The organism is Thalassococcus lentus (assembly GCF_028023555.1).
Taxonomy (GTDB): Bacteria; Pseudomonadota; Alphaproteobacteria; order Rhodobacterales; family Rhodobacteraceae; genus Thalassococcus_A; species Thalassococcus_A lentus.
The window spans coordinates 15,913-37,897 of the sequence record NZ_JAQIOY010000007.1 but is presented as its reverse complement, the minus strand read 5'-3'; the positions used below and the strand labels follow the sequence as shown (position 1 = coordinate 37,897).

The window sequence follows — 21,985 nt, the reverse complement described above, 5'->3', positions numbered from 1 at the left end:
CGCATTTGTGGCGCAGAGGCGCAAGTTCTGCTGACCTTTGGATTGGTTTCGAACGGGCCTTGGAATCGGGGCGTGAAGCAACGATATTGAGTGCATGAGTCTGCCACCGGGATTTCTGGATGAACTGCGCAACAGATTGAGCCTTGGCCAGGTGGTCGGGCGCAAGGTGATGTGGGATTCGCGAAAGTCCAATCAGGGCAAGGGTGATCTTTGGGCGCCATGCCCCTTCCATCACGAAAAAACCGCCTCTTTTCATGTGGATGACCGCAAAGGGTACTACTATTGCTTTGGCTGTCACGCCAAGGGGGACGCGATTTCCTTTGTGCGGGAAACGGAGAATGTCGGCTTTATGGAGGCGATCGAAATTCTGGCCGGCGAGGCCGGAATGCCAATGCCGGAACGAGACCCGCAGGCGCGAGAAAAAGCCGACAGGCGCACCCAACTGTCTGACGTTATGGAGCAGGCGGTGCAGTTTTTCCGCCTTCAGCTCAAGACGACAGCTGGCGCAGAGGCCCGCGCCTATCTGGCAAAACGCGGGCTGAGCGAGGCCGCGCTCGAACGCTGGGAGATCGGCTTTGCCCCACCCGGTTGGGAAGGCCTGCGCGAGGCTTTGGAAGCGAAGGGCGTGCCAGTGGACATGCAACTGGCTGCGGGCCTTGTGAAAAAGTCGGATAAGGGGCGGGCGCCCTATGATGTGTTTCGCAATCGCATCATGTTTCCAATTCGTGATGGCCGCGGCAAAGCAATCGCCTTTGGCGGGCGGGCAATGGATCCCTCGGACAATGCCAAATATCTCAACAGCCCGGAAACCGAGCTGTTCGACAAGTCTCGGAACCTGTTCAACCTCAAGCCGGCCAGAGAGGCGGCCGGAAAAGGACAGCCGCTGATCGTTGCCGAAGGCTATATGGACGTGATCGCGCTCAGCGAGGCGGGGTTTGGCGCTGCTGTGGCCCCCTTGGGTACAGCCGTCACTGAGCCGCAGTTGCAGATGATGTGGCGTGTATCGCCGGAACCTGTGATTGCGCTCGATGGTGACACAGCTGGTCTGCGCGCGGCCTATCGGGTGATTGACCTTGCTCTGCCATTGCTTGAGGCCGGTAAGGGGTTGCGGTTCGCCTTGATGCCCGAAGGCAAAGACCCGGATGATCTGCTGCGTGCCGAAGGGGCCGGGGCGGTCCAATCGGTGCTGGATGCGGCAATGCCCATGGTTGGCCTGTTGTGGAAACAGGAAACCGAAGGCCGGGTCTTTGACAGTCCTGAACGCAAGGCCGCGCTGGACAAAGACCTGCGCGCGCGGATCGGTAAAATCCAGGATCCCAGTCTGCGCCATCATTACGGCGAGGAAATCAAACAGCTGCGCTGGGATCTGTTCCGGCCAAAGCGAGAGCCACGGTCCGGTCCGGGTATGGGCCGGCGTCGCGATTGGAAAGCGCAACCTGTTCCTACTGCGGGCACCAAGGCTTCGGCGCTGGCGTCGGCGGGCGAGGCCACGCAGGTTCAGATGCGCGAAACGGTCATTCTGGCGGCGGTGCTGAGCGCGCCAGAAGTCGCTGCAGAATTCGAAGGGCAACTTGAAGCCATGGTCTGCAGTGACCGCCAGTTGGGCTTGCTGCGTGATGCCATTTTGTCATCAATTGGCGCCGAAACCGAAATGCGGGCGCAAGCAGAAACCGCTGTCGGAGGCCCAGCCCTTGAAACTTTGCTCTCTGCGCGCCATTTGCAGGTGGTGCCGTGTCTGCGTCAGGCTGATGCAGAACTCGCGCGCATGACGGTCGCCGAGGAATTGGCGAAACTTCAGGCGCAGAGCGGCTGGCAAGACGAAATACGCGAAGCAGAAGAAGACCTGCAGGAATTGGCGGATGAGGCCGTGACATGGCGCCTTGCCCAAGCCGCACAGGCCCGCAATCAGGCTGGCCGGATGAAGGACGAAGACGACACTGATTTTGAAATTGGTCCCAATGGTGCCCTGATGGATCGAGACGAACGCAGCGCCCTTGATTCGCTGCTGTCGCAGATTCGCTTCAATAAAACGGGAAAATGACATCAGTGCGTGGGAATGTGTAAGGAAAACAGGGTAAACGGGTAGCCGAATCGCGTGAGCACGCTAATGATTCGTTCTAACCGAATCACCCGAATGATGCCCGACTCGGGCCCATCAGGAGAGCCACATGGCAGCCAAGGACACCGACGACTCGAAGTCGCAGGACCAGGACGAAGAAATCAGCCTCGATATGAGCCAGGCTGCGGTCAAGAAGATGATCGCCGAAGCGCGTGAACGTGGCTACATCACTTATGATCAGCTGAACGCGGTTCTGCCGCCGGATCAGGTCAGTTCGGACCAGATCGAAGACGTAATGTCGATGCTGTCTGAGATGGGCATCCAAGTCACCGAAGACGACGAAGAAGCCGAAGACGACGAAAACAAAGGTGCGACCGATCTGGTCGAGACCAAGAAACCGGGTGAGATCACACTTGGCTCGGGCACGCAGGAAAAACTGGACCGCACGGATGATCCAGTGCGCATGTACCTGCGCGAAATGGGCAGCGTCGAACTGCTGAGCCGCGAGGGCGAAATCGCGATCGCCAAGCGGATCGAAGCGGGCCGCAACACGATGATTGCGGGCCTGTGCGAAAGCCCGCTGACGTTCCAGGCGATCACCATCTGGCGTGAGGAATTGCTGTCGGAAGACATCCTGTTGCGTGATGTCATTGACCTCGAAACCACCTTCTCCGGCCAAATGGACGAGGACGGCGAAGTTGAGGAACCGGTCGTGCCTGCGGCGGCAGGCGAAGCGCCCAAGGCCAAGGAAGACAGCGGCCCCGAACTGGACGCCGATGGCAACCCGATTGCCACCGATGACGACGATGATGATGACGAACAGGCGAACATGTCGCTTGCCGCCATGGAAACCGCGCTCAAGCCTAAGGTGCTTGAAACGCTGGACATCATTGCACGCGACTACGAAGAGCTGGCTGAAATGCAGGACAGCCGGATCAGCGCGACTTTGAATGAGGACGGCTCGTTCAGTTCTGCCGACGAAGGGCGCTATCAGAAACTGCGCGGCGAGATCGTCGAGCTGGTCAACGAATTGCACCTGCACAACAACCGTATCGAAGCGTTGATCGACCAGCTTTACGGCATCAACCGCCGGATCATGTCTATCGACAGTTCCATGGTCAAACTTGCGGATCAGGCGCGCATCAACCGCCGCGAATTCATTGACGAATATCGCGGCAACGAGCTTGATCCAAATTGGATGGAGCGGATGAGCGAAAAGTCTGGCCGTGGCTGGCAGATGTTCATCGAACGCTCGACAGACAAGGTGGAAGAGCTGCGCGCAGACATGGCGCAGGTCGGCCAGTATGTCGGTCTCGATATCTCGGAATTCCGCCGCATCGTCGGTCAGGTCCAGAAGGGCGAAAAAGAAGCCCGGCAGGCCAAGAAGGAAATGGTCGAGGCGAACCTGCGTCTGGTTATCTCGATTGCCAAGAAATACACCAACCGTGGTCTGCAGTTCCTCGATCTCATCCAGGAAGGCAACATTGGTCTGATGAAGGCCGTGGACAAGTTCGAATACCGCCGCGGTTACAAGTTCTCGACCTATGCGACTTGGTGGATCCGTCAGGCTATCACCCGCTCGATCGCCGATCAGGCGCGCACCATCCGTATTCCGGTGCACATGATCGAAACGATCAACAAGCTGGTTCGCACCGGTCGTCAGATGCTGCACGAAATCGGTCGCGAACCGACGCCGGAAGAACTGGCCGAGAAGCTGCAGATGCCGCTGGAAAAGGTTCGTAAGGTGATGAAGATCGCCAAGGAGCCGATTTCTCTCGAAACGCCCATCGGCGATGAGGAAGACAGCCAGCTTGGCGATTTCATCGAGGATAAGAACGCGGTCCTTCCGTTGGATTCCGCCATTCAGGAGAACCTGAAGGAAACAACGACACGCGTTCTGTCGTCGCTGACCCCGCGCGAAGAGCGTGTATTGCGCATGCGTTTTGGCATCGGTATGAACACCGACCACACGCTTGAAGAGGTCGGCCAGCAGTTCAGCGTGACCCGCGAACGGATCCGCCAGATCGAAGCCAAGGCCCTGCGCAAGCTCAAGCATCCCTCGCGGAGCAGAAAACTGCGGTCGTTCCTGGATCAGTAAGAGGGCCACATGTCCTTATTTTCGAAATTGTTCGGCGGTGGCAAAGACGCGCCAGCGCCGGAGCCTATCGAATACGAAGGCTTTCGCATCATTCCCGAACCCGCCGCTGAGGACGGCCAGTTTCGGCTGGCCGCGCGGATCGAACGGGACATTGACGGGGAAACCAAGACCCATCATCTGATCCGGGCTGACCTGATCCGCGACCGCAAGGAATGCGAAGAGGCAGCGGTCTTCAAAGCCAAGCAGATGATTGACCAGATGGGTTCCCGGATTTTTGGCTAAGGCAGGACCAAACGCCGGGCGGCGGATTTTGCAGCGTATTCCTCTGGCCGTTTTGGTTTTGCTGTGCCTGACGCTGGGCCTCGCACCCTTCACACCCGAGCCGCATATCTGGGAAAAGCTCAGGATGCTGGCCGCAGGCGAACTGACGAAAATCGTTGATGTTTTTGACTTCCTTTTCCATGGCGTGCCTTGGGTCCTGCTGGCGCTCAAGCTGCTCTATGGCCGCAAGCCGACTGACGGATGAGGGCTGTGCAAACGCAATTCACCATCCAGACACAGGGACAGGGGCTTTATGAGTTCACCCGCGATGTTTCGCGCTGGGTGCAGGGCAGTAAACAGCACAGCGGATTGCTGACGCTCTTCGTGCGGCACACCTCAGCCAGCTTGTTGATCCAGGAAAATGCGGACCCCGAGGTGCAAACCGATCTTCTGGCCTACTTTTCCCGGCTCGTGCCTCCGACGACCGACCCATCCATGGATTATCTGACTCATACCTACGAGGGTCCTGACGATATGCCAGCGCATATCAAGGCAGCCATGATGCCCGTCAGCCTGTCCATTCCGGTCTCGAACCAAAACCTCGTTCTTGGCACATGGCAGGGCATTTACCTGTTTGAACATCGCAACGCGCCACACAGCAGATCGGTCGTGGCGCATCTGGCCTAGCCCATTTGGTCCCAAGCCTTCGTTGTCTTTCTTCTTTGCAAAAATACCTCCGGGGAGTTTGGGGGGCTGGTCCCCCAACGGATCGTCTCGCATTTTGCGAGACGAAGGGTTCTGATGCGCCTGACCCGTGCTTCTGCCTGACAGGTGCCGTGCGTGTTGCGCTGCGCCGTGAAAACCTCCTAGGTTTGTCAAAAATCAGGAGCCAGCCATGACCGCGCAAACCGCCATTCAAACCGCCGAGGCTGAAATAGAGGCTCGTGCTGCTGATCTATCTCAATGGTGTGCAACGATTTTCGACTACGCAGAACCAGCATGGCGCGAATATCGCTCGGTCGAATGGTATGTGCAGCGCCTCAGGGCCGAAGGGTTCACCGTTGAGCAGGGCAGTGGCGGTATGCCCACCGCCTTTTGTGCGGAATGGTCCAACGGGGATGGCCCTGTTGTCGGAATGTACGCCGAATACGATGCCGTGCCCAGCAATTGTCAGGCGGCCCGACCCGAGCGCGCCCCGCGCGACGGCCTGGGATACGCGGCAGCGGGTCACACGGATCCGCATTCAGCGCTCGGTATTGGCAGTCTGGGCGGGCTTTTGGCGACCAAGGCCGCGATGGAAGCGCATGGCATCACCGGCGGGCTGCGTTTCACCGGTGAGCCTGCAGAAAAGGTACGCGGTTCGAAGCCGATCCACGCAGCCAAAGGCTATTATGATGGGTTGGCGGCAATGCTGTCTTTCCATCCATTCTACATGCTTCCGCTTTGCAACACCGTGCGCTGGGATACGCATTGTGGCGCAGCCTACAGCTTTGTTTACCGCTTTGTTTGCGACGCGCCGCAGAACTGGGGCGCAACAGATGGCGCGCCTATTCCGCAGAGCCACTCAGACATTCGCGCCCCCGGCGCCAATGATGCCTTGATGTTGATGTACCAAAATGCGCGCGGTTTGCAGGGCAGCATGCTGCCGCATCGTGGTGGCTGGTCCGTGTCTGAGGCAATCCTCGCAACCGGGCAGGCAACGGCCGACAATTTGCCGGCTTTGCGCGCGGATCTGCAATATATGATCCGGGTGCCCGATCTACAGATGGCGGAACAGATCACCGCCCAACTGGACCGGCTTGCCGATCATGCGGCGCAAATGTCGGGTTGCCGTGTTGAAAAACACTGGGTTTGCAAATCGAGGCCCGGGCTGGCCAATCACGCCTTGGCCGAGATCGCGTATGAAGCGCTTAGCGCCGTGGGACCACCGGTTTGGTCTGAGGAGGCGCTGAAGCAGGCGTCGCAAGTGGCCCGTGCCTGTGGGCAGGACATGGATCAAGATCCTTTGATTGCTGAATGCAACCGCCTGATCGATCCGAAAGAGGCAGAGGCAATTTTGCGGCGCGATCTACCGCCGTCACAAATCAACAGCACGTCTGACGACTATACCGATATGTGCTGGCACACGCCGACCGCCCGAATTTACATTGCCCGCCCGGCGCTGCGTGGCGGGCCGTATCCGCCATGGGCCATGAATGCCTTGGGGGGGATTCCGGCACTGATTGATCCAACCGTCGTTTGCGCCGCGCGCACCTTGGCCCGCACCGCAATCCGCCTTTTGACCGATCCCGAGGCCCGCGCGGCGACTTGGGCAGAATTTGAGCAACGCAAAGCCGCCATGGGGGCAATCCCGCCCTTGGCCGATTATGAGCCACCGATCGATCTGCCTTGGCCGGAGTACGTGGAAACGCCGCGTGGGCGGGGCTGGCATATTCCAGGTTAGTTCGGCTGACGGGGAAAAGAGTTGCTGAATTCCCCCTATATCCTTTGGCTTATATAGGGGGTCTATTTCCCCTCTACCCAAATTGTGGCGGTTGGCCTATAGTGCCTGTGGATAAGCGGGGATAAACCCCGCCATCAGGCATAATAAGAGCAGACAATCACGAGGGGGACGGCCAATGCGCTGCCCGTTTTGCGGAAATATAGACACACAGGTTAAGGATTCTCGTCCGGCGGAAGATCACGTTTCGATCCGGCGGCGGCGCTTTTGCCCTGCATGCGGCGGGCGTTTCACAACCTATGAACGCGTTCAGTTGCGCGATTTGGTTGTGATCAAGACGAATGGTCGACGTGAAGATTTCGACCGGGACAAGCTCGAACGCTCCATCCGGATCGCCTTGCAAAAGCGGCCCATCGAACCTGATCGCGTGGATCAGATGATTTCGGGCATCGTCCGCAGGCTGGAATCGATGGGCGAGACCGATATCGGATCCAAGCAAATCGGTGAGATTGTCATGGAGACATTGGCGCGGATCGATACCGTGGCCTACGTCCGGTTTGCCAGTGTTTACAAGAACTTCCAGGCGGCGGATGACTTTGACAAATTTGTCAGTGAACTGCGCCCCGAAGTGCCCGAGACCCCGGCAGACAAGTGAGCGCAGACGACGCGCGCCACATGGCCCATGCGCTGAGCTTGGGCCGACGCGGTCTTGGGCGATGCTGGCCCAACCCCGCAGTGGGCTGCGTAATCGTCAATCAGGGGCGGGTTGTTGGCCGCGGCTGGACACAGCCCGGCGGGCGCCCCCATGCAGAGCCCGTAGCGCTGGCGGCCGCAGGCACGTTGGCGCGGGGCGCAACCGCTTATGTAACGCTTGAGCCATGCGCGCATCACGGCCAGACGCCGCCCTGTGCCGAGGCTTTGATCGCTGCTGGCGTGTCGCGCGTCGTGGCACCCTTGACGGACAGTGATCCTCGTGTGGCGGGCAAGGGATTTGCCATGCTGCGTGCTGCCGGCGTTGAGGTCACGACCGGTGTCTTGGCGGATCAGGCTGCGGACGATCATGCGGGGTTCTTTTTGCGGGTCGAGCAGGGACGTCCGTGGTTGACGCTCAAGCTTGCCATGAGCCTTGATGGACGCATCGCCACCGCAACCGGCGAAAGCCAATGGATCACCGGTCCGCGATCACGTCGCGCGGTGCATGGTCTGCGCGCCACACATGATGCTGTTCTTGTTGGCGGAGGCACGGCCCGTGCCGACGATCCGTCGCTGACGGTTCGGGATTTGGGCGTGGCCCAACAGCCTGTTCGAGTCGTGGTTTCGCGATTTCTGGACCTTCCGTTGATGGGCAATCTGGCCCGAACTGCCAAGGATATCCCGGTGTGGATTTGCCATGGGCCGGACGCTTCGGACCAATCCCAGCAAGCCTGGAAAGAGCTCGGCGCTCGTTTGATCCCGTGCCAGCTGGACGGAGGCCGTGTCGATCCCGCAGCCGTTTTACAGGCTCTGGGAGAAGCCGGCTTGACCCGGGTGTTCTGCGAAGGTGGCGGCCAATTGGCGGCCTCACTTTTGGCTGCGGATCTGGTTGATGAATTGCATGTCTTTACCGCAGGCATGGCCCTGGGTGCAGAAGGGCACCCCGGACTAGGCGCTTTGGGCGTCGAACACCTGAACGAAGCGCCGCGTTTTGAACCCGTGGATTTGATCCCGGTCGGCCCAGATGTGCGACATGTCTGGCGCAGAGTTTCACAAAACAGACTCGTGTGAATTGTGTAATTTTCTTCGATTGAGATTGAGATTTCATTTCAAAATCAAGCCTGTGGATAACTTGATTTATAAAATTTTTTGAAATGGTTGTCGATCTTTTTTCAATCTAAAGGTGAGATATCTTTAATGTCGCCAAAGGTATGATTTGCTCGCAAGCGCGCCCTGTAGTTTTGCGAGTGTCCTGTTGAATGGTCCGGGCTTGGGAACCTGATTGTTCGCAAGCCGATCCACGACAACCTCGGGGGGGCAGGCGGAGCCTGTGATTGGGTCGTAGTATCTTGGGTAGTCTATCAGGGTCGCGTAGGCCAATGACTCCAGTGAAGGTCTGGCACCCTCCAGCCGTCTCGCTGGGATTGGGGCGAAATCGTGGGTCAAACCCCAGCCCGCATAAAAAGGCACGCCCAGCGTTGTAACCTTGCAGCCGCGCAGCAATGCTTCGAACCCGGTCAGGGACGTCATCGTCCAAACCTCTGAAACCAAATCCAAAACGGCGGCAATGGGGGCATTTTCCAGCGTGACATCTGCCCAATTCTCAGGGTTTTCCACCTTGCCGTTTCGCAAGCCCGCTTCGACATCTGGGTGGGGTTTGAAAACGATGAAAGCGTTTGGATTGTCCGCCCGAGCCCGTTTCAACAGATCGGCGTTGGTGTTGGTTTCTGGGCAGCCCAACTTGATCGATGCATCGTCCTCGACTTGTCCGGGGACCAGCAGGAGCGGGCCATCCGGTAATGTGGGTAACTCTCCGGACAGGTTGTATTTGGTCAAGTTTGAGGCTCGAATGGATGCAAGAAGTCTAGAAATACGTTCGTATTGATCTGGTCGAAACTCTGATGCTCTGGCGGAAATAGCGCGTTCGAGATCGGAAGGCGTCGCCGGATCGTAGTAAATTCCGCTAGAATCAAGCACCAGTGACAGGGGCGGGATCAATTCTGCACCCAAACCGCGTGATCTGAGAAAGCCATCCTCGACCCGAGCCACGTCCGGACGATTTGTTTTGCCTGCCCAACTCAGATGATTACGGCCTGTGTTCGACGCTTGCTCGGCGGCTTTGTCCACATCATCTTCGAACCGCATGCCTTTGTCCGAGGCAAAGAATTTTTGGATTGGCCGCCTTTTCCACAGGCGCATGCCGGAGGCAATCCAGCCTGCGTTGTCCTGTCGCCAGGCCCGCGCTCTGGCTTCCAATGTGGCGAGGACGTCCTCGATTTCGCAAAGATCATCACGGTACGGGTCGTACCATTTGGGGAAAAGGATCATTGCGCCAGCAAACAACTGCGCGCGCGACAGGGTTCGTGTTCTGCGGTGTATCGGGTCTTCGTCTTCTGTCAGGCCCCAGCCCGCATAAAATGGCATTCCGAAAACACGCGGTTTGTGTCCGGCCAGAATGGCCTCGAACCCCATTTGAGAAGAGAGCGTGTAGACCGCGGTTGCACCTTCCAGCAATGTCCAAGCCGAGGCGTTGCCGTCATAGATCTGAATTTTGTCCTGGGCGTCGTCGGATTGATAATGCCCTTCACGGAAACCGGCGGTGGTTTCCGGGTGGGTTTTGATGACGAACCGCGCACCGGGGTGTTCCAGACGCGCGGCAGTGAGCATTTCGAGAAAGCGTGAGCGATCGCCGCCCGAGGCGGTTACGGAGGCGTCGCCGCGGGTTTGATCGACGATCAAGACGTATCCCGGTTCGGGCGCGGCTGCGGCCATCTCTGTTGCCGAGTATTTGCTCAGCTGCGCCTCTCGCATGCGAGCAATCCCGCCACGCGCACGCGCCATCAGTGCGCTGTCGTCCAGCGGGTGAGACAGAAGCAAGGTTTCCAAATCCGACGGAGATCGGCCGTCGAAGTGAACGCCGCTGTGGTCAATCACCAGCCCGAGTGGCGGCTCGCCCGTGCGACCCGGATGCAAAGAGCGCAGGAACGCGTCTTCAATTCGAACCAATGTCGCGCCGCTGTTCTTGGCGAGTTCCTCACCCCTGTGCGACGTGGGGGACGCGCCCCAGACGCCGACCAAGCCATCCGCTTCCGGCGCGCCGATCGACACCTCGTATCCTGCCAAGGCCAGAATACGGCGTATGCGGGATGCTCCGCGGGACCACAAAAATCCGCCGTTCCGAACGGAAAGACGCCGGGAGATTTGCCCCCCGGCGTCAGTCAGTCCCTCGGTCGTCTTTTTGTTCAAAGGGGTTAACCCCCGCTTGCGCCGGTCAACGAGTCGGCGGTTGTGGTGATTGTGCCCACGGCAGTCAGTGTGCCCGTGAGCGCAGAGATCGTCTTGTTCCACTGTGTGAACGGCGCTTCGGTGACATAGAGCGTATCGTCATCGCGGATCACGAAGTCGCGCGCCATGAACATGCCATTCGGCTCTGTCAAATCCAGCACGTAGACCATGCGCTGTGCGCCGACCAGATCGGTCCGGCCCAGAACCTGATTGGCGATTTCTGCGGGTTCGTTGCGGAAGATGAAAACACCGGTCGGGTCCGCACTGGCTGACAACAGCCCGCCGACCTGCGCGATGGCTTCAACGGCGCTGAGTGACTGGCTTTCAAACGGGACACGAGCCTGCGTACCCGTTGCACCGAGCGCGGTAAAGGCGCGGGTGTCTTCCTCGACGAGGATGCGGTCGCCGCCGCGCAGTGCGATGTCGAATTCCGGGTTCTTGTAGAGGTCCTGGAACCAGATCTTCCCTTGTTTCTCACCGCGCAAAACAGTGACTTGGGCGATTTCCGGTTCGATCGTGACACCGCCTGCGCGGGCCAGCATGGCAGAAAGGGTACGGGTTGGCCGTTCAATGGCATAGACGCCCTGACCACCAATCGCACCGATCAAACTAACGGTCGAGCCGTCGCCTGCCAGACGGCGAACCTCGACCTGGGGGTCTGGGGTCTGGTCTTCGAGTTTGCGGGTGATGACGCGGCGTACGGCTTCGGGCGTGTTCCCAGCAGCCTTGATGCGCCCGGCATAGGGTACAAAGATAAAGCCGGAACCGTCGACCTGCACTTCTTCCAACGTGGTGGCGTTGGCTGTTTCGCCAGCCAGCAATCCGTCATCGACGTTTTCCCAGATCGTCAAACCCAGCGTGTCGCCCGGTCGGATCGTGTCAGAACCGACGACGCCTGCGCGGATAAAGCTTTCGGAGAAACCCAAGGCCGGGACCACCGCAGTGGTCCGGGTCACACGGTCGTTGACCGAGATGATAAAGGCATCGCCCTCTCGCTGGACGGAGCCTGCAAAGATTTCGCGTTTGTTGGGGCCCACACGGGGCAAGCCGCACGATGCCAATACGGACACCGCGGCCAGTAGGGCGATAGAACGCGCCCACCGGGAAGGGGAGTGTTTCACTGCTCGGTCTCCTCGACCTGTATGTTCTGCCTCAAGTTTTTTTTGTAACGTACCGGAGTCTGTAGAAAAAAGCCAGTACTAGGGGTTGTGCGGCTTAGTGCACGACACGCAACTGTTGCCTCGGGGCCGCGGTTCCGTGTGACAGAGCATCATAGGGATCATCGCTTGACAGCATCATGTCGACGACCTGTCTGAGCAGTTGGCGCCGCCCGCGGGCCGAGTAGAATCCGCCGGGCAGTTGCGAGGTTTCCAGCAAATAGCGGCGATAATCTTTGTAGGCTTTGTTGTCCGGACGCGTCGGTTGCGCAAAGAATGTCGCCAGCGGCTGGGTCGAGACGAATTCCGGCTTTGCGTATACAGCGTCGCCAAAGACCTTGAGCGGGATGCCGCGCCACAACACCTGCTGTGCGGCCGTTGAATTGACCGTCACGGCGCTGCGTGCGTCGTTCAGCAACTGGGCCAGTTTGCCGCCTCTTACATAGTGAACGCGATCAGCAACACCGTATTGTTTGGCAAAAGCACGGATGGCACGGCGCACGTTTACACGCCCGTCTTCCAGCGGGTGCGCTTTAAAGACGAGATGATGGTGCCCCGGAGCGCCAGCGGCGAAGCCCTTTATCACGCGTTCCAGAAACTCTGGCATTGTCGAAAAGGGGGAGTGCTTTTGAAACGAGCTGTCATGTTCGAGTTGCATCAACGCAAGGTGGTAGGGAAAGCCCCCTAACCGGATGCGCTGTGTGGCGACGACACGGTCGATCCATGAAAACGGCATCAGCAGCAGCCGTTTCAGGTAGAGCTGGAATTCCTTGAACACCGAAATCGATCTGTGCGGGCGGAAGTTACGGTAGTCGCCGTTCCGAACCATGACGAACCAATGGTAGAGCGCGCCGTAAAAGATATGCTGGCGCATGTCTCCCCAATGGGCTGGGGGCAGGGGGGCCTCCATGTCCGACAATTCGAGCGCTTTTTGCATGTCAGTTACGGACATGTTCATCAATCGGGAATGGCCGTTTGACCCGCCGCGTTCGTAGGTCACCCAATAGGGGCGCATGTAGCCCTCTTCGAACACATGTACGCAAATGCCGCGACGCTTCGCTTCTTCCACGGCATTGGCGTGGATTGGGCGCACATCACCATATAGCACAATATCGGTAACCTGCTTGTCCTGAGCGATCTGAATGAAGGTTTCAGGCCATTCAGCAGATGTTCCGCGGAAAGGGATGTAGCTGGACGGATGGAACCAGAATGCTCGGTCGCCTGCATTGAAGCCAACGCGCCACACTTCGGCTCCCGTCTTGCGCAACATTGCACCAAGACGGTGAAAGAATGGTCCATGGGGACCCTGAAGGAACAGGAACACCCGTTTCTGTCCGGTTGCGTTGGTCATTGTGGCACTCTATGTCCTTAGCTTGACCATAGGCATATGCGGTCACTTCGGCAAAAATAAGGCCCAAACAGGGGGAATTGTTCATGTTTACAGGCATTGTAACCGATATGGGCGAAGTGCGTAGCCTTGAGCAACGCGGTGATCTGAAGGCGCGTATCGCGACGGGCTATGATACCGCCGGAATCGACATTGGGGCTTCTATCGCCTGTGATGGTGTATGCCTGACCGTTATCGCACTGGGCGATGATTGGTTCGACGTCGAAATCAGCGCCGAAACCGTTTCGAAAACCAATCTTGACCTCTGGGCCGAGGGGCGCCGCGTGAATTTGGAACGCGCCTTGAAGGTTGGGGACGAGTTGGGCGGCCATATCGTATCCGGCCATGTTGATGGTGTGGCTGAAGTTGTGGCCATGTCTGATGAAGGCGACAGCACGCGGGTCACATTGCGCGCGCCCGAAGCCTTGGCCTGCTACATTGCCCCCAAGGGGTCGGTGGCTTTGAATGGGACTTCCCTGACAGTGAACGAAGTGGACGGCTGTGACTTCGGGATCAACTTTATCCCACACACCAAATCCGTCACGACCTGGGGTCAGGTGGTTTTAGGTGAACGGGTGAACCTCGAAATTGATACGCTGGCGCGGTATGTCGCCCGTCTCAGAGAGTTTGACTGAACGACGTTCACGTATTGATTTCCTGACTGTTGAGCTTTGGGTGGATGCCGTAGGGTCATCTTACCAACACGATCCAAAGCCATTTCATTCAGGAGTTCTCAGATGCGTATTGTCACAGCCCTAGCCGCCAGCCTTTTCATCCTAGGTGCCGCCGTTCCTGCCTCAGCCAGAAATGTCGAAGTCGGCCCGATTTGGAACCAAGCGGACGCCCAGAAAAAATGCCCAGCCGCTGCAGCCGCTTGGAAAGGCAAATGGAGCGGTCACTGGTGGACTACGGTGGCAGGCCAAATGTCCGTTTGTCAAATCGTCAAGATCAAACCCAAGGCCGTAGAGGCCGGACCGATCTGGAACCAGGCAGACGCCAAAACAAAATGCACGGTACTTGCCGCGTCTCACAAGGCCAAGTGGACCGGCCACTGGTGGACCACGGTTGCAGGCAAGATGTCGGTTTGCCAGTTGGACTACAACTGAGAGCGAGCCGACGACCCCGGCCAAACGGTTCTCAGCCTGCCGATTACTCGGCGGGCTGAAATCCTTCGATCAATTGCCGCAGGCCAATGGCTGCACCGGCAAAGATCGCGAGAAAGGTCAAAGGCGCGGAAAGGGCCAGAACTGAAAAGGCCGTCAGGCCTTGGCCAATCGAACATCCGATTGCAATGACAGCGCCTGCGCCCATGAGGCCCGCGCCAAAAATCTGGCGGCGCAGTTCTCTTGGATCCTCGCAGGCTTCCCAACGGAAGTGGCCCTTGATCAGTGATCCGATAAAAGCACCACACCACACGCCAGCGACAGACCCCACTGCGAAAGACAACGGACGCACAGAGCCTGTCATCCACCACAAAATGGATTCGCCCAGAGGCGCAGAAAAGCTGTGTGAAACCACGGGCAGGGCTTCAAAACCATTATAGGCGACATAAGACGTACCGGCCCAGCCAATCAGAACACCGACGCCGACGGCTGCGGCCCAAAACACGCTGCTGGGTTTTTCCCAAAGTTGGCGATGCGCGGCGGAAAAGGCCAGGATGCCCAGCCCCAGCGCGATCCCGATCGCATTGACAGAAAGACCGCTGATCGCGCCAATCTGATGGGCAATGCCCGGTGGTGTGGTGTCAATCACGTCCGTTTGCGGAAACAGCAGATTGCGCAAAGGTGCCAGAGGGCCGGACATCACGACGTAGGCGCTTACTCCCATGACAAGCACAATCACGAAACTGCGCAGATCACCGCCGCCCAGACGGGCGATTGCGCCGTATCCGCAATTTCCGGCCAGAGCCATGCCATATCCAAACATCAAACCGCCCACGACCGCGGCGACAGGCATGAAAGTCAGCGACAGGTAAAAGGTGTCCGCGCCGTTCAGATAGCCTGCTTCCATCAGCGTGAATGATCCGACGACAGCGATGCCAATCGCCACGCCCCACATGCGCATGCGCGTGGTTGAGCCGCCGTAGAGGGCGTCCTCAATCGCACCCAAGGTGCAGAACCGGCCAAGGCGCGCGGCCAGTCCCAAAAGCACACCGCCCAGCAGCCCGCAAAGAGCCACCATGTGGTGTTCAGACAACAGATCGGTCATTGCGGCCTTCCTCCCCTGCACGCAAATGCCCTCGCCTAGTCAGTATGCGCGCGCATTCCAATTCTCGCAAGTGAGTCGATTTCGACCGGGCGCTGGGCGTTTAGGGCTTACTCAATCGTCTTTGCAAAACAGCTCGTAGACGCACTCGAGCATTTTGCGGGGGCGATCATCCGCGAGCCGATAGTAGATCGCTTTGCCCTCGCGTCGCGGAATCACAAGGCCTTCGAGGCGCAAGCGAGAAAGCTGCTGACTGACAGCAGCCTGACGGGCTGCAAGCAGTTCTTCAAGCTCAGTCACTGACTTTTCGCCGGTGACGAGATGGCACAAAATCATCAAGCGGCCTTCATGGCTGATCGCTTTCAGAAAAGACGACGCCGTGGTCGCCTTGTCGACGATTCGATCGAGTTCGTCATCTGTCAGATCGTCATGAAGTACGGGCAGGCCCATTTTGATTTATCCCTTGAAATCAGTTCACTGCCGGCCGGAAGTCAGTGTTGTCTTCCAGCAGTTTCGAATAGAGCGGCCAGAAAAAATCCTCGCCGACGTAGCCTTCCATGCGTGCAATCTCTTGACCGTCCCGGATTAGGATGAAGGTCGGAGTAAAGTTCACCCGGCGTGCGTATTCCACACCATTTGGCGGGCCATCCCTCAGGTCAGCGCGCAACAGCGGAGCATAGCGGCCTTCGGCCGTATTGGGGTAGGCCGGCGCGATTTCATCCTCCCACGCCATGCAATAGGCGCAGCCGGGCTGATCCACCATAATCAGGTTGACCGCCTCTGTTGCTGCTGCCGCGGATGCGAGTCCGGCAGAAGCCAAAATTGCGAAGAGATGAGATTTGACCACGCGGGCTATTCCAATTGACGGTTTGCTAACAGTCAACGTAATCTGAATATGTGAATTATTCAAGAAAAGGCGTTGTTCCATGCTCGATATTTCCTTTGCTGGCGCCGCGCTTGCTGGATTGCTGAGCTTTTTTACGCCCTGCATTCTGCCAATGGTCCCGTTCTATCTGTGCTACATGGCCGGGATTTCGATGTCCGAGTTGCGAGATGATGCCGGTATCGCGCCTGGTGCCCAGCGGCGACTGGTTGTGTCCGCCCTGTTTTTTGCTGCAGGCGTCAGCACCATTTTTGTTCTTCTTGGAATGGGCGCCACGGCGATCGGGCAGGCTTTTGCGGACTACTTTGATCAGCTCAAGTGGATCGCGGCTGCCATTCTAACGGTGTTCGGTCTGCACTTTCTGGGGATCATCCGGATCGGCTTGCTCTACCGCGAAGCCAAACTGGAAAGCAAAGCAGAGCCGACCACGGTCTTGGGCGCTTACCTCATGGGGCTGGCTTTCGGGTTCGGCTGGACACCTTGTGTCGGGCCGGCATTGGCATCGATTCTTATGATAGCCAGCGGCATGGGTGAAATTTGGCGCGGCGGGGTGCTGTTGCTGGTGTACGGCATCGGGATGACGGCGCCGTTTGTCATCGCGGCCCTGTTCTCGGGTCCGTTCTTGCGATGGACCGCGCGCAACCGGGACAAATTGAAGTATGTTGAAAAGATCATGGGTGCGATGCTGATCCTGTTCGCCCTGCTCATCGTGACCGACAGCGTGAACCGGATTGCGCAGTGGATGATCGATACGTTCCCCGGCTGGACTGCATTGGGCTAGGGCGTTGGCGGGGTATCCCCGATAGGAAAGGAGACTGCTATGAAACATTGGATTGGTGCGGCGTTGGCCGCTGTGATGGCTCTGCCACTTGCGGCCGAAGTCGGAGACGATGGTCTGCACAAGCAAGTCTGGATGCGCGATACGTTCAAGGATCTGCGCGAAGACCTCGAAGAGGCGAACGCGGAAGGCAAGAGACTGGTTCTGTTCTTTGAGCAAAGAGGCTGCATTTACTGCCGCAAAATGCATGAAGAGGTCTTTGTTGACCCGACCATCAGCGACTACATCGAAGACAACTATTTCGTCGTCCAGCTTAACCTGCACGGTGACATCGAAGTGGTCGATTTTGACGGGGAATCGCTGTCCGAAAAAGACATGGCACGCAAGTGGCGGGTGATGTTCACACCCAACATTGTTTTTCTACCGCAAGAGGTGCCGGAGGGCCAAACAGCGATTGAGGCGGCGGTTGCTGTGATGCCCGGCGCTTTTGGCAAGGGCACCACTTTGGACATGTTCACATGGGTCGCCGAAGAACGATATGCGCTTGATAGTGATGAAGATTTTCAGCGTTACCATGCCCGGCGAATACAAGAGCGCAGCAACGGCAGTTTTGATTAATCGCGGCTTTTTGGCACAAAAATTCACATTCGCGAATTTGTTGTTGCGTGACCGGCGTTCAGTAGCCTACGGTATACAGCAGCCGAGACGACTTAGGGCACCCTCGGGTGTCTTCAAGCCTAGGGAGGGAAAATGAGGCTAACAGCAATCACAGCAGCGCTTGCGCTGATGGCGGGTGCGGCCAACGCGGATTCCACCGTTGCGCCGACCAGTGTATCATTCGATGAATATGGTGCCGTCGAAGCATCCTTGACCGGGGCTCCCGGTGATGCAGCAAACGGCAAAAAGATCATGACGATCCGCGGCAAGGGCAACTGCATTGCCTGCCACGAAGTATCTGCGCTCAAGGACTCTCCGTTCCACGGCGAAGTCGGTCCGATGCTTGATGGCATCGGCGAAGTGCGTACCGCTGCAGAACTGCGCGGCATCGTCGTGAACGCCAAGATGACCTTTCCTGAATCGGTCATGCCGGGCTTTTACAAAACCACCGGATTTATTCGTCCGGGCAATGGTTACACCGGCAAAGCCGCGAAAGAAGAAGACCTGACGCCAATCCTCACGGCGCAGGAAGTAGAAGATGTGGTCGCGTATCTGTTGACCCTGACAGACAGCTGACCGCGAGTTTAAGGAGAAAAAGCATGGACTTCACACGTCGTGAAACCCTCGCCCTTGGGGCAGGTGCCGCGCTGATGACCGTTCTGCCGTTCCGCGCCAACGCGGCTGTAGACGACATGATTGCGGAATTCACCGGTGGTGCAGCAGTCGCTGATGGCGGCGTTGACCTGACAGCGCCAGAGATTGCCGAGAACGGCAACACTGTTCCGATTTCGGTCGCTGCCGAAGGCGCAACAGCAATCATGGTGCTGGCCGCGGGCAACCCGACTCCGGGCGTCGCAACCTTCAAGTTTGGACCGATGGCCGCGGCTCAGAGCGCATCCACCCGGATCCGCCTTGCAGGCACGCAGGACGTGATCGCCGTAGCGCAGCTGGCAGATGGCAGCTTTGCGCGCACCTCATCGACCGTAAAGGTCACCATCGGCGGCTGCGGCGGCTGAGTTCAGAATAGGAGATTTGAGACATGGCATCTGGTGTAAAGCCCCGCGTCAAAGTCCCGAAGAAAGCAGCGGCAGGTGACTCGATCACCATCAAGACCCTGATTTCGCACAAGATGGAATCCGGTCAGCGCAAGGATAAGGAAGGCAATCCTATCCCGCGCTCGATCATCAATCGCTTCACAGCCGAGTTCAACGGCGAGATGGTGATCGATGTGGCCATGGAGCCGGCGATTTCGACGAACCCATACTTTGAGTTCGACGCAATGGTTCCTGAAGCAGGTGACTTCAAGTTCACTTGGTACGACGACGACGGCTCTGTCTACGAAGAGACCAAGTCGGTCGCCATCGGCTAAAGCCACTTCCCTGTCCCACCGACTTGATGGGGCAGGGCAGCCTAACGGGAGGGAAATTCATGAAATTCAAGGCAATGACGGCAATCGCCGCACTGCTGGTCGCACCGATCGCCTTTGCTGGCGGTGCGGATGACGACAAGCTCGTTCTCAACGGCGAGATTGAAATGGTCACCAAGGCTGCTGCGCCTGCGCACATGGAAAACGTCGACGAGATTATCTCTGGCTGGCATTTCCGCGCTGACGAAACGCAGGCTTTGCAGATGGACGATTTCGAAAACCAAGGCATGATCTTTGTCGATCAAGGCATCGAAACCTGGAATGCAGTTGACGGTTCCGAAGGCAAGAGCTGTGCCTCTTGTCACGAGGATGCTGCAGACAGCATGAAGGGTGTGGCGGCCAGCTATCCGAAGTGGAACGAAGAAGCTGGTGAGCTGCGCACGATGCAGATGCAGATGAACGACTGCCGGACGAACCGTATGGGCGCAGATGCCTGGAAGTACGATGCCGGCGTCGCGATCAACGTCGAAGCAATGATCACATCGCACTCGCGTGGGATGCCGGTCAATGTTGCGATCGATGGTCCGGTTCAGGCGGCTTGGGAACAGGGCAAAGAGCTCTACTACACCCGCACAGGCCAGCTGGAACTGTCCTGCGCATCGTGCCACGAAGAAAACTACGGCAACTACATCCGCGCAGACCACCTTTCGCAGGGTCAGATCAACGGTTTCCCAACCTACCGTCTGAAAAACGCGAAATTGAACGGTGTACATTCTCGCTTTAAGGGCTGTGTCCGCGATACGCGTGCGGAAACATACAGCCCCGGTTCGGGCGAATTCATCGCACTCGAGCTTTACGTGAAGTCGCGCGCCAACGGCCTGTCGGTCGAAGGTCCGTCCGTCCGTAACTAAATCTAAAGCTACCCCGCATCAGTCTGGCTGATGCGGGGTTTCTTCCTCCCAACTTATTCACACATGCGCATGTGTGTCGCGAAATGAAAGAAAGATCCCTCCCATGATCTCAAGACGCGATTTTTTGCAGGTGTCCATGGCCGCTTCGGCGCTGTACGGCACGTCGGGCTTTGGCAATTGGGCGCGGCTTGCGGCGCAGCAAAGCCTGTCTCAGGACCAGCTTTTGCAGTTCGACACGTTTGGTAATGTCTCCCTGATCCACGTGACGGACATCCACGCCCAGCTAAAGCCGATTTTTTTCCGCGAACCGGAAGTGAACATCGGTGTGGGCGACAACCGTGGCGCAGTTCCTCATGTGACTGGCGCTGACTTCCGTAAACTCTATGGCATCGACGATGGCAGTCCCTCCCACTATGCACTGTCGTATGATGATTTTGCTTCCCTCGCAAAGGGTTACGGGCGCGTCGGCGGGCTGGATCGTGTCGCCACGGTGATCAATTCAATCCGTGCAGATCGCCCTGATGCAATTCTTCTGGACGGCGGCGACACGTGGCATGGGTCATACACCTGCTACAAGACCGAAGGCCAGGACATGGTCAACGTCATGAATGCGCTCAAGCCAGACGCGATGACCTTCCACTGGGAATTCACTCTGGGTTCTGATCGCGTTGCAGAGATTGTCGAAGGTCTGCCGTTCGCAGCTCTTGGCCAGAATATTTTTGATGCCGAATGGGACGAGCCTGCAGAACTGTTCCCGCCTTACAAGTTCTTTGAACGCGGCGGCGTCAAGATCGCTGTCATCGGTCAGGCCTTCCCTTATATGCCAATTGCAAACCCTGGCTGGATGTTCCCGGAATACTCATTCGGTATTCGTGACGAGAACATGCAGGGAATGGTGGACGAAGTGCGTGCGCAAGGCGCGGAACTTGTTGTTTGCCTGAGCCACAACGGTTTTGACGTCGACAAGAAAATGGCTGGCATCGTCAAAGGTATCGATGTGATCCTGTCTGGTCACACGCATGACGCGCTGCCTGAGCCGGTTCTGGTCGGCGAGACGATCATTGTCGCATCTGGGTCGAACGGTAAGTTCGTCTCCCGTGTGGATCTGGACGTCCGCGAAGGCCGCATGATGGGTTTCCGTCACAAGCTGATCCCGATTTTCTCGGATGTGATCACGCCCGATGCAGATGTTGCTGCGCTGATTGATGAACAGCGCGCGCCGTACAAGGCCGATCTGGAAGAAGTCATCGGCCAGACCAACAGCCTGCTTTACCGCCGCGGCAACTTCAATGGTAGCTGGGATGATCTGATCTGTGATGCGCTGCTCTCTGAGCGAGAGGCCGACATTGCCATGTCGCCCGGCGTTCGTTGGGGGCCATCCATTTTGCCGGGTCAGGACATCACGCGCGAAGACATCTTCAACGTGACTTCAATGACCTACGGCAAAGCCTATCGCACTGAAATGACGGGCGAATTCATCAAGGTGATCCTTGAGGATGTGGCTGACAACATCTTTAACCCCGACCCCTATTACCAGCAGGGTGGCGACATGGTTCGCATCGGGGGCATGGGCTACCGCATCGACGTAAACAAAAAGCAAGGCGAACGGGTGACCGACATGACCTTGCTTAAGAACGGCGAAGCGATTGATCCGGCCAAAAACTACGTGGTCGCCGGCTGGGCCTCGGTCAACGAAGGCACAGAAGGTCCGCAGATCTGGGACGTGGTGGAGAACCACATCCGCAAGCAGGGCACAGTCACGGTTGCCCCCAACAATTCGGTTCAGGTGGTGGGGGCCTGAGGGC

At 57.9% G+C, this 21,985-nt stretch carries 23 protein-coding genes; 17 read left to right on the top strand and 6 right to left on the bottom strand.

The features are described 5' to 3' along the window. Positions 1-94: 94 nt before the first annotated feature. From dnaG to ribD, 8 genes are all read left to right on the top strand, one after another. Positions 95-2,041 (top strand): DNA primase, encoded by a 1,947-nt coding sequence (gene dnaG, locus PFY00_RS15210; RefSeq protein WP_271433438.1) that lies wholly within the window; start codon positions 95-97, stop codon positions 2,039-2,041. Between the two features lie 127 nt (positions 2,042-2,168). Continuing rightward, positions 2,169-4,157, top strand: a complete 1,989-nt coding sequence (gene rpoD, locus PFY00_RS15205; protein ID WP_271433437.1) for an RNA polymerase sigma factor RpoD — start codon at positions 2,169-2,171, stop codon at positions 4,155-4,157. A gap of 9 nt (positions 4,158-4,166) precedes the next feature. Next, a complete protein-coding gene (locus PFY00_RS15200) occupies positions 4,167-4,439 on the top strand; it encodes an HlyU family transcriptional regulator (RefSeq protein WP_271433436.1) in 273 nt (90 codons plus the stop codon). A gap of 28 nt (positions 4,440-4,467) precedes the next feature. Then, positions 4,468-4,683, top strand: coding sequence for an RND transporter (locus tag PFY00_RS15195; protein WP_271433435.1), 216 nt, complete (start codon positions 4,468-4,470; stop codon positions 4,681-4,683). A gap of 5 nt (positions 4,684-4,688) precedes the next feature. Continuing rightward, positions 4,689-5,105 carry a secondary thiamine-phosphate synthase enzyme YjbQ gene (locus PFY00_RS15190; RefSeq protein WP_271433434.1) on the top strand — a complete coding sequence of 139 codons (417 nt, stop codon included), beginning with the start codon at positions 4,689-4,691 and terminating at the stop codon, positions 5,103-5,105. 208 nt (positions 5,106-5,313) lie between these two features. After that, positions 5,314-6,861 carry a zinc-binding metallopeptidase family protein gene (locus PFY00_RS15185; RefSeq protein ID WP_271433433.1) on the top strand — a complete coding sequence of 516 codons (1,548 nt, stop codon included), beginning with the start codon at positions 5,314-5,316 and terminating at the stop codon, positions 6,859-6,861. A gap of 175 nt (positions 6,862-7,036) precedes the next feature. After that, the gene (gene nrdR / locus PFY00_RS15180; protein ID WP_271433432.1) at positions 7,037-7,513 is read left to right on the top strand and encodes a transcriptional regulator NrdR; all 477 of its coding nucleotides are present in this window, start codon (positions 7,037-7,039) and stop codon (positions 7,511-7,513) included. Then, positions 7,510-8,622 carry a bifunctional diaminohydroxyphosphoribosylaminopyrimidine deaminase/5-amino-6-(5-phosphoribosylamino)uracil reductase RibD gene (ribD, locus tag PFY00_RS15175; RefSeq protein WP_333908217.1) on the top strand — a complete coding sequence of 371 codons (1,113 nt, stop codon included), beginning with the start codon at positions 7,510-7,512 and terminating at the stop codon, positions 8,620-8,622. Before nrdR ends, ribD begins: the two co-directional genes overlap by 4 nt. A gap of 123 nt (positions 8,623-8,745) precedes the next feature. Here the strand turns inward: ribD and PFY00_RS15170 are convergent, their stop codons facing one another. From PFY00_RS15170 to PFY00_RS15160, 3 genes are all read right to left on the bottom strand, one after another. After that, positions 8,746-10,797: a capsular polysaccharide biosynthesis protein gene (locus tag PFY00_RS15170; protein WP_408648469.1), complete on the bottom strand. Its 2,052-nt coding sequence runs from the start codon at positions 10,795-10,797 to the stop codon at positions 8,746-8,748. A 5-nt stretch (positions 10,798-10,802) separates the two neighbouring features. Continuing rightward, complete coding sequence (locus tag PFY00_RS15165) at positions 10,803-11,957, bottom strand: polysaccharide biosynthesis/export family protein (protein WP_271433431.1); 1,155 nt, start codon at positions 11,955-11,957, stop codon at positions 10,803-10,805. Positions 11,958-12,051: 94 nt separating this feature from the next. Beyond that, complete coding sequence (locus PFY00_RS15160; RefSeq protein ID WP_271433430.1) at positions 12,052-13,344, bottom strand: capsule biosynthesis protein; 1,293 nt, start codon at positions 13,342-13,344, stop codon at positions 12,052-12,054. Between the two features lie 83 nt (positions 13,345-13,427). On the opposite strand from PFY00_RS15160, the gene PFY00_RS15155 reads away from it, so the two are divergent. Further along, entirely contained in the window at positions 13,428-14,015 is a 588-nt protein-coding gene (locus PFY00_RS15155) for a riboflavin synthase (RefSeq protein WP_271433429.1), read from the top strand. Positions 14,016-14,117: 102 nt separating this feature from the next. Continuing rightward, on the top strand, positions 14,118-14,486 hold the full coding sequence (locus PFY00_RS15150; protein WP_271433428.1) for a mannan-binding lectin: 369 nt from the start codon (positions 14,118-14,120) through the stop codon (positions 14,484-14,486). Between the two features lie 43 nt (positions 14,487-14,529). Here PFY00_RS15150 and PFY00_RS15145 read toward each other — a convergent pair whose 3' ends face one another. The 3 genes from PFY00_RS15145 to PFY00_RS15135 all read right to left on the bottom strand — a co-directional run bounded on the left by PFY00_RS15145 (position 14,530) and on the right by PFY00_RS15135 (position 16,513). Further along, positions 14,530-15,588, bottom strand: a complete 1,059-nt coding sequence (locus PFY00_RS15145) for a YeeE/YedE family protein (protein ID WP_271433427.1) — start codon at positions 15,586-15,588, stop codon at positions 14,530-14,532. Positions 15,589-15,699: 111 nt separating this feature from the next. Beyond that, positions 15,700-16,035 (bottom strand): ArsR/SmtB family transcription factor, encoded by a 336-nt coding sequence (locus tag PFY00_RS15140; RefSeq protein ID WP_271433426.1) that lies wholly within the window; start codon positions 16,033-16,035, stop codon positions 15,700-15,702. A gap of 19 nt (positions 16,036-16,054) precedes the next feature. Next, on the bottom strand, positions 16,055-16,513 hold the full coding sequence (locus tag PFY00_RS15135; RefSeq protein WP_271433425.1) for a thioredoxin domain-containing protein: 459 nt from the start codon (positions 16,511-16,513) through the stop codon (positions 16,055-16,057). Here PFY00_RS15135 and PFY00_RS15130 point away from each other — a divergent pair. From PFY00_RS15130 to soxB, 7 genes are all read left to right on the top strand, one after another. Continuing rightward, positions 16,512-17,249 (top strand): cytochrome c biogenesis CcdA family protein, encoded by a 738-nt coding sequence (locus PFY00_RS15130; protein ID WP_271433424.1) that lies wholly within the window; start codon positions 16,512-16,514, stop codon positions 17,247-17,249. The genes PFY00_RS15135 and PFY00_RS15130 overlap by 2 nt on opposite strands. Before the next feature lie 39 nt (positions 17,250-17,288). Then, positions 17,289-17,864: a thioredoxin family protein gene (locus tag PFY00_RS15125; protein WP_271433423.1), complete on the top strand. Its 576-nt coding sequence runs from the start codon at positions 17,289-17,291 to the stop codon at positions 17,862-17,864. 132 nt (positions 17,865-17,996) lie between these two features. Further along, positions 17,997-18,479 (top strand): sulfur oxidation c-type cytochrome SoxX, encoded by a 483-nt coding sequence (gene soxX, locus PFY00_RS15120; RefSeq protein WP_271433422.1) that lies wholly within the window; start codon positions 17,997-17,999, stop codon positions 18,477-18,479. A gap of 23 nt (positions 18,480-18,502) precedes the next feature. After that, entirely contained in the window at positions 18,503-18,919 is a 417-nt protein-coding gene (gene soxY, locus PFY00_RS15115; protein ID WP_271433421.1) for a thiosulfate oxidation carrier protein SoxY, read from the top strand. Between the two features lie 23 nt (positions 18,920-18,942). Then, positions 18,943-19,272, top strand: a complete 330-nt coding sequence (gene soxZ, locus PFY00_RS15110) for a thiosulfate oxidation carrier complex protein SoxZ (protein WP_271433420.1) — start codon at positions 18,943-18,945, stop codon at positions 19,270-19,272. 59 nt (positions 19,273-19,331) lie between these two features. Further along, a complete protein-coding gene (gene soxA, locus PFY00_RS15105; protein ID WP_271433419.1) occupies positions 19,332-20,180 on the top strand; it encodes a sulfur oxidation c-type cytochrome SoxA in 849 nt (282 codons plus the stop codon). Between the two features lie 103 nt (positions 20,181-20,283). Continuing rightward, positions 20,284-21,981, top strand: a complete 1,698-nt coding sequence (soxB, locus tag PFY00_RS15100; RefSeq protein ID WP_271433418.1) for a thiosulfohydrolase SoxB — start codon at positions 20,284-20,286, stop codon at positions 21,979-21,981. Positions 21,982-21,985: the final 4 nt, after the last annotated feature.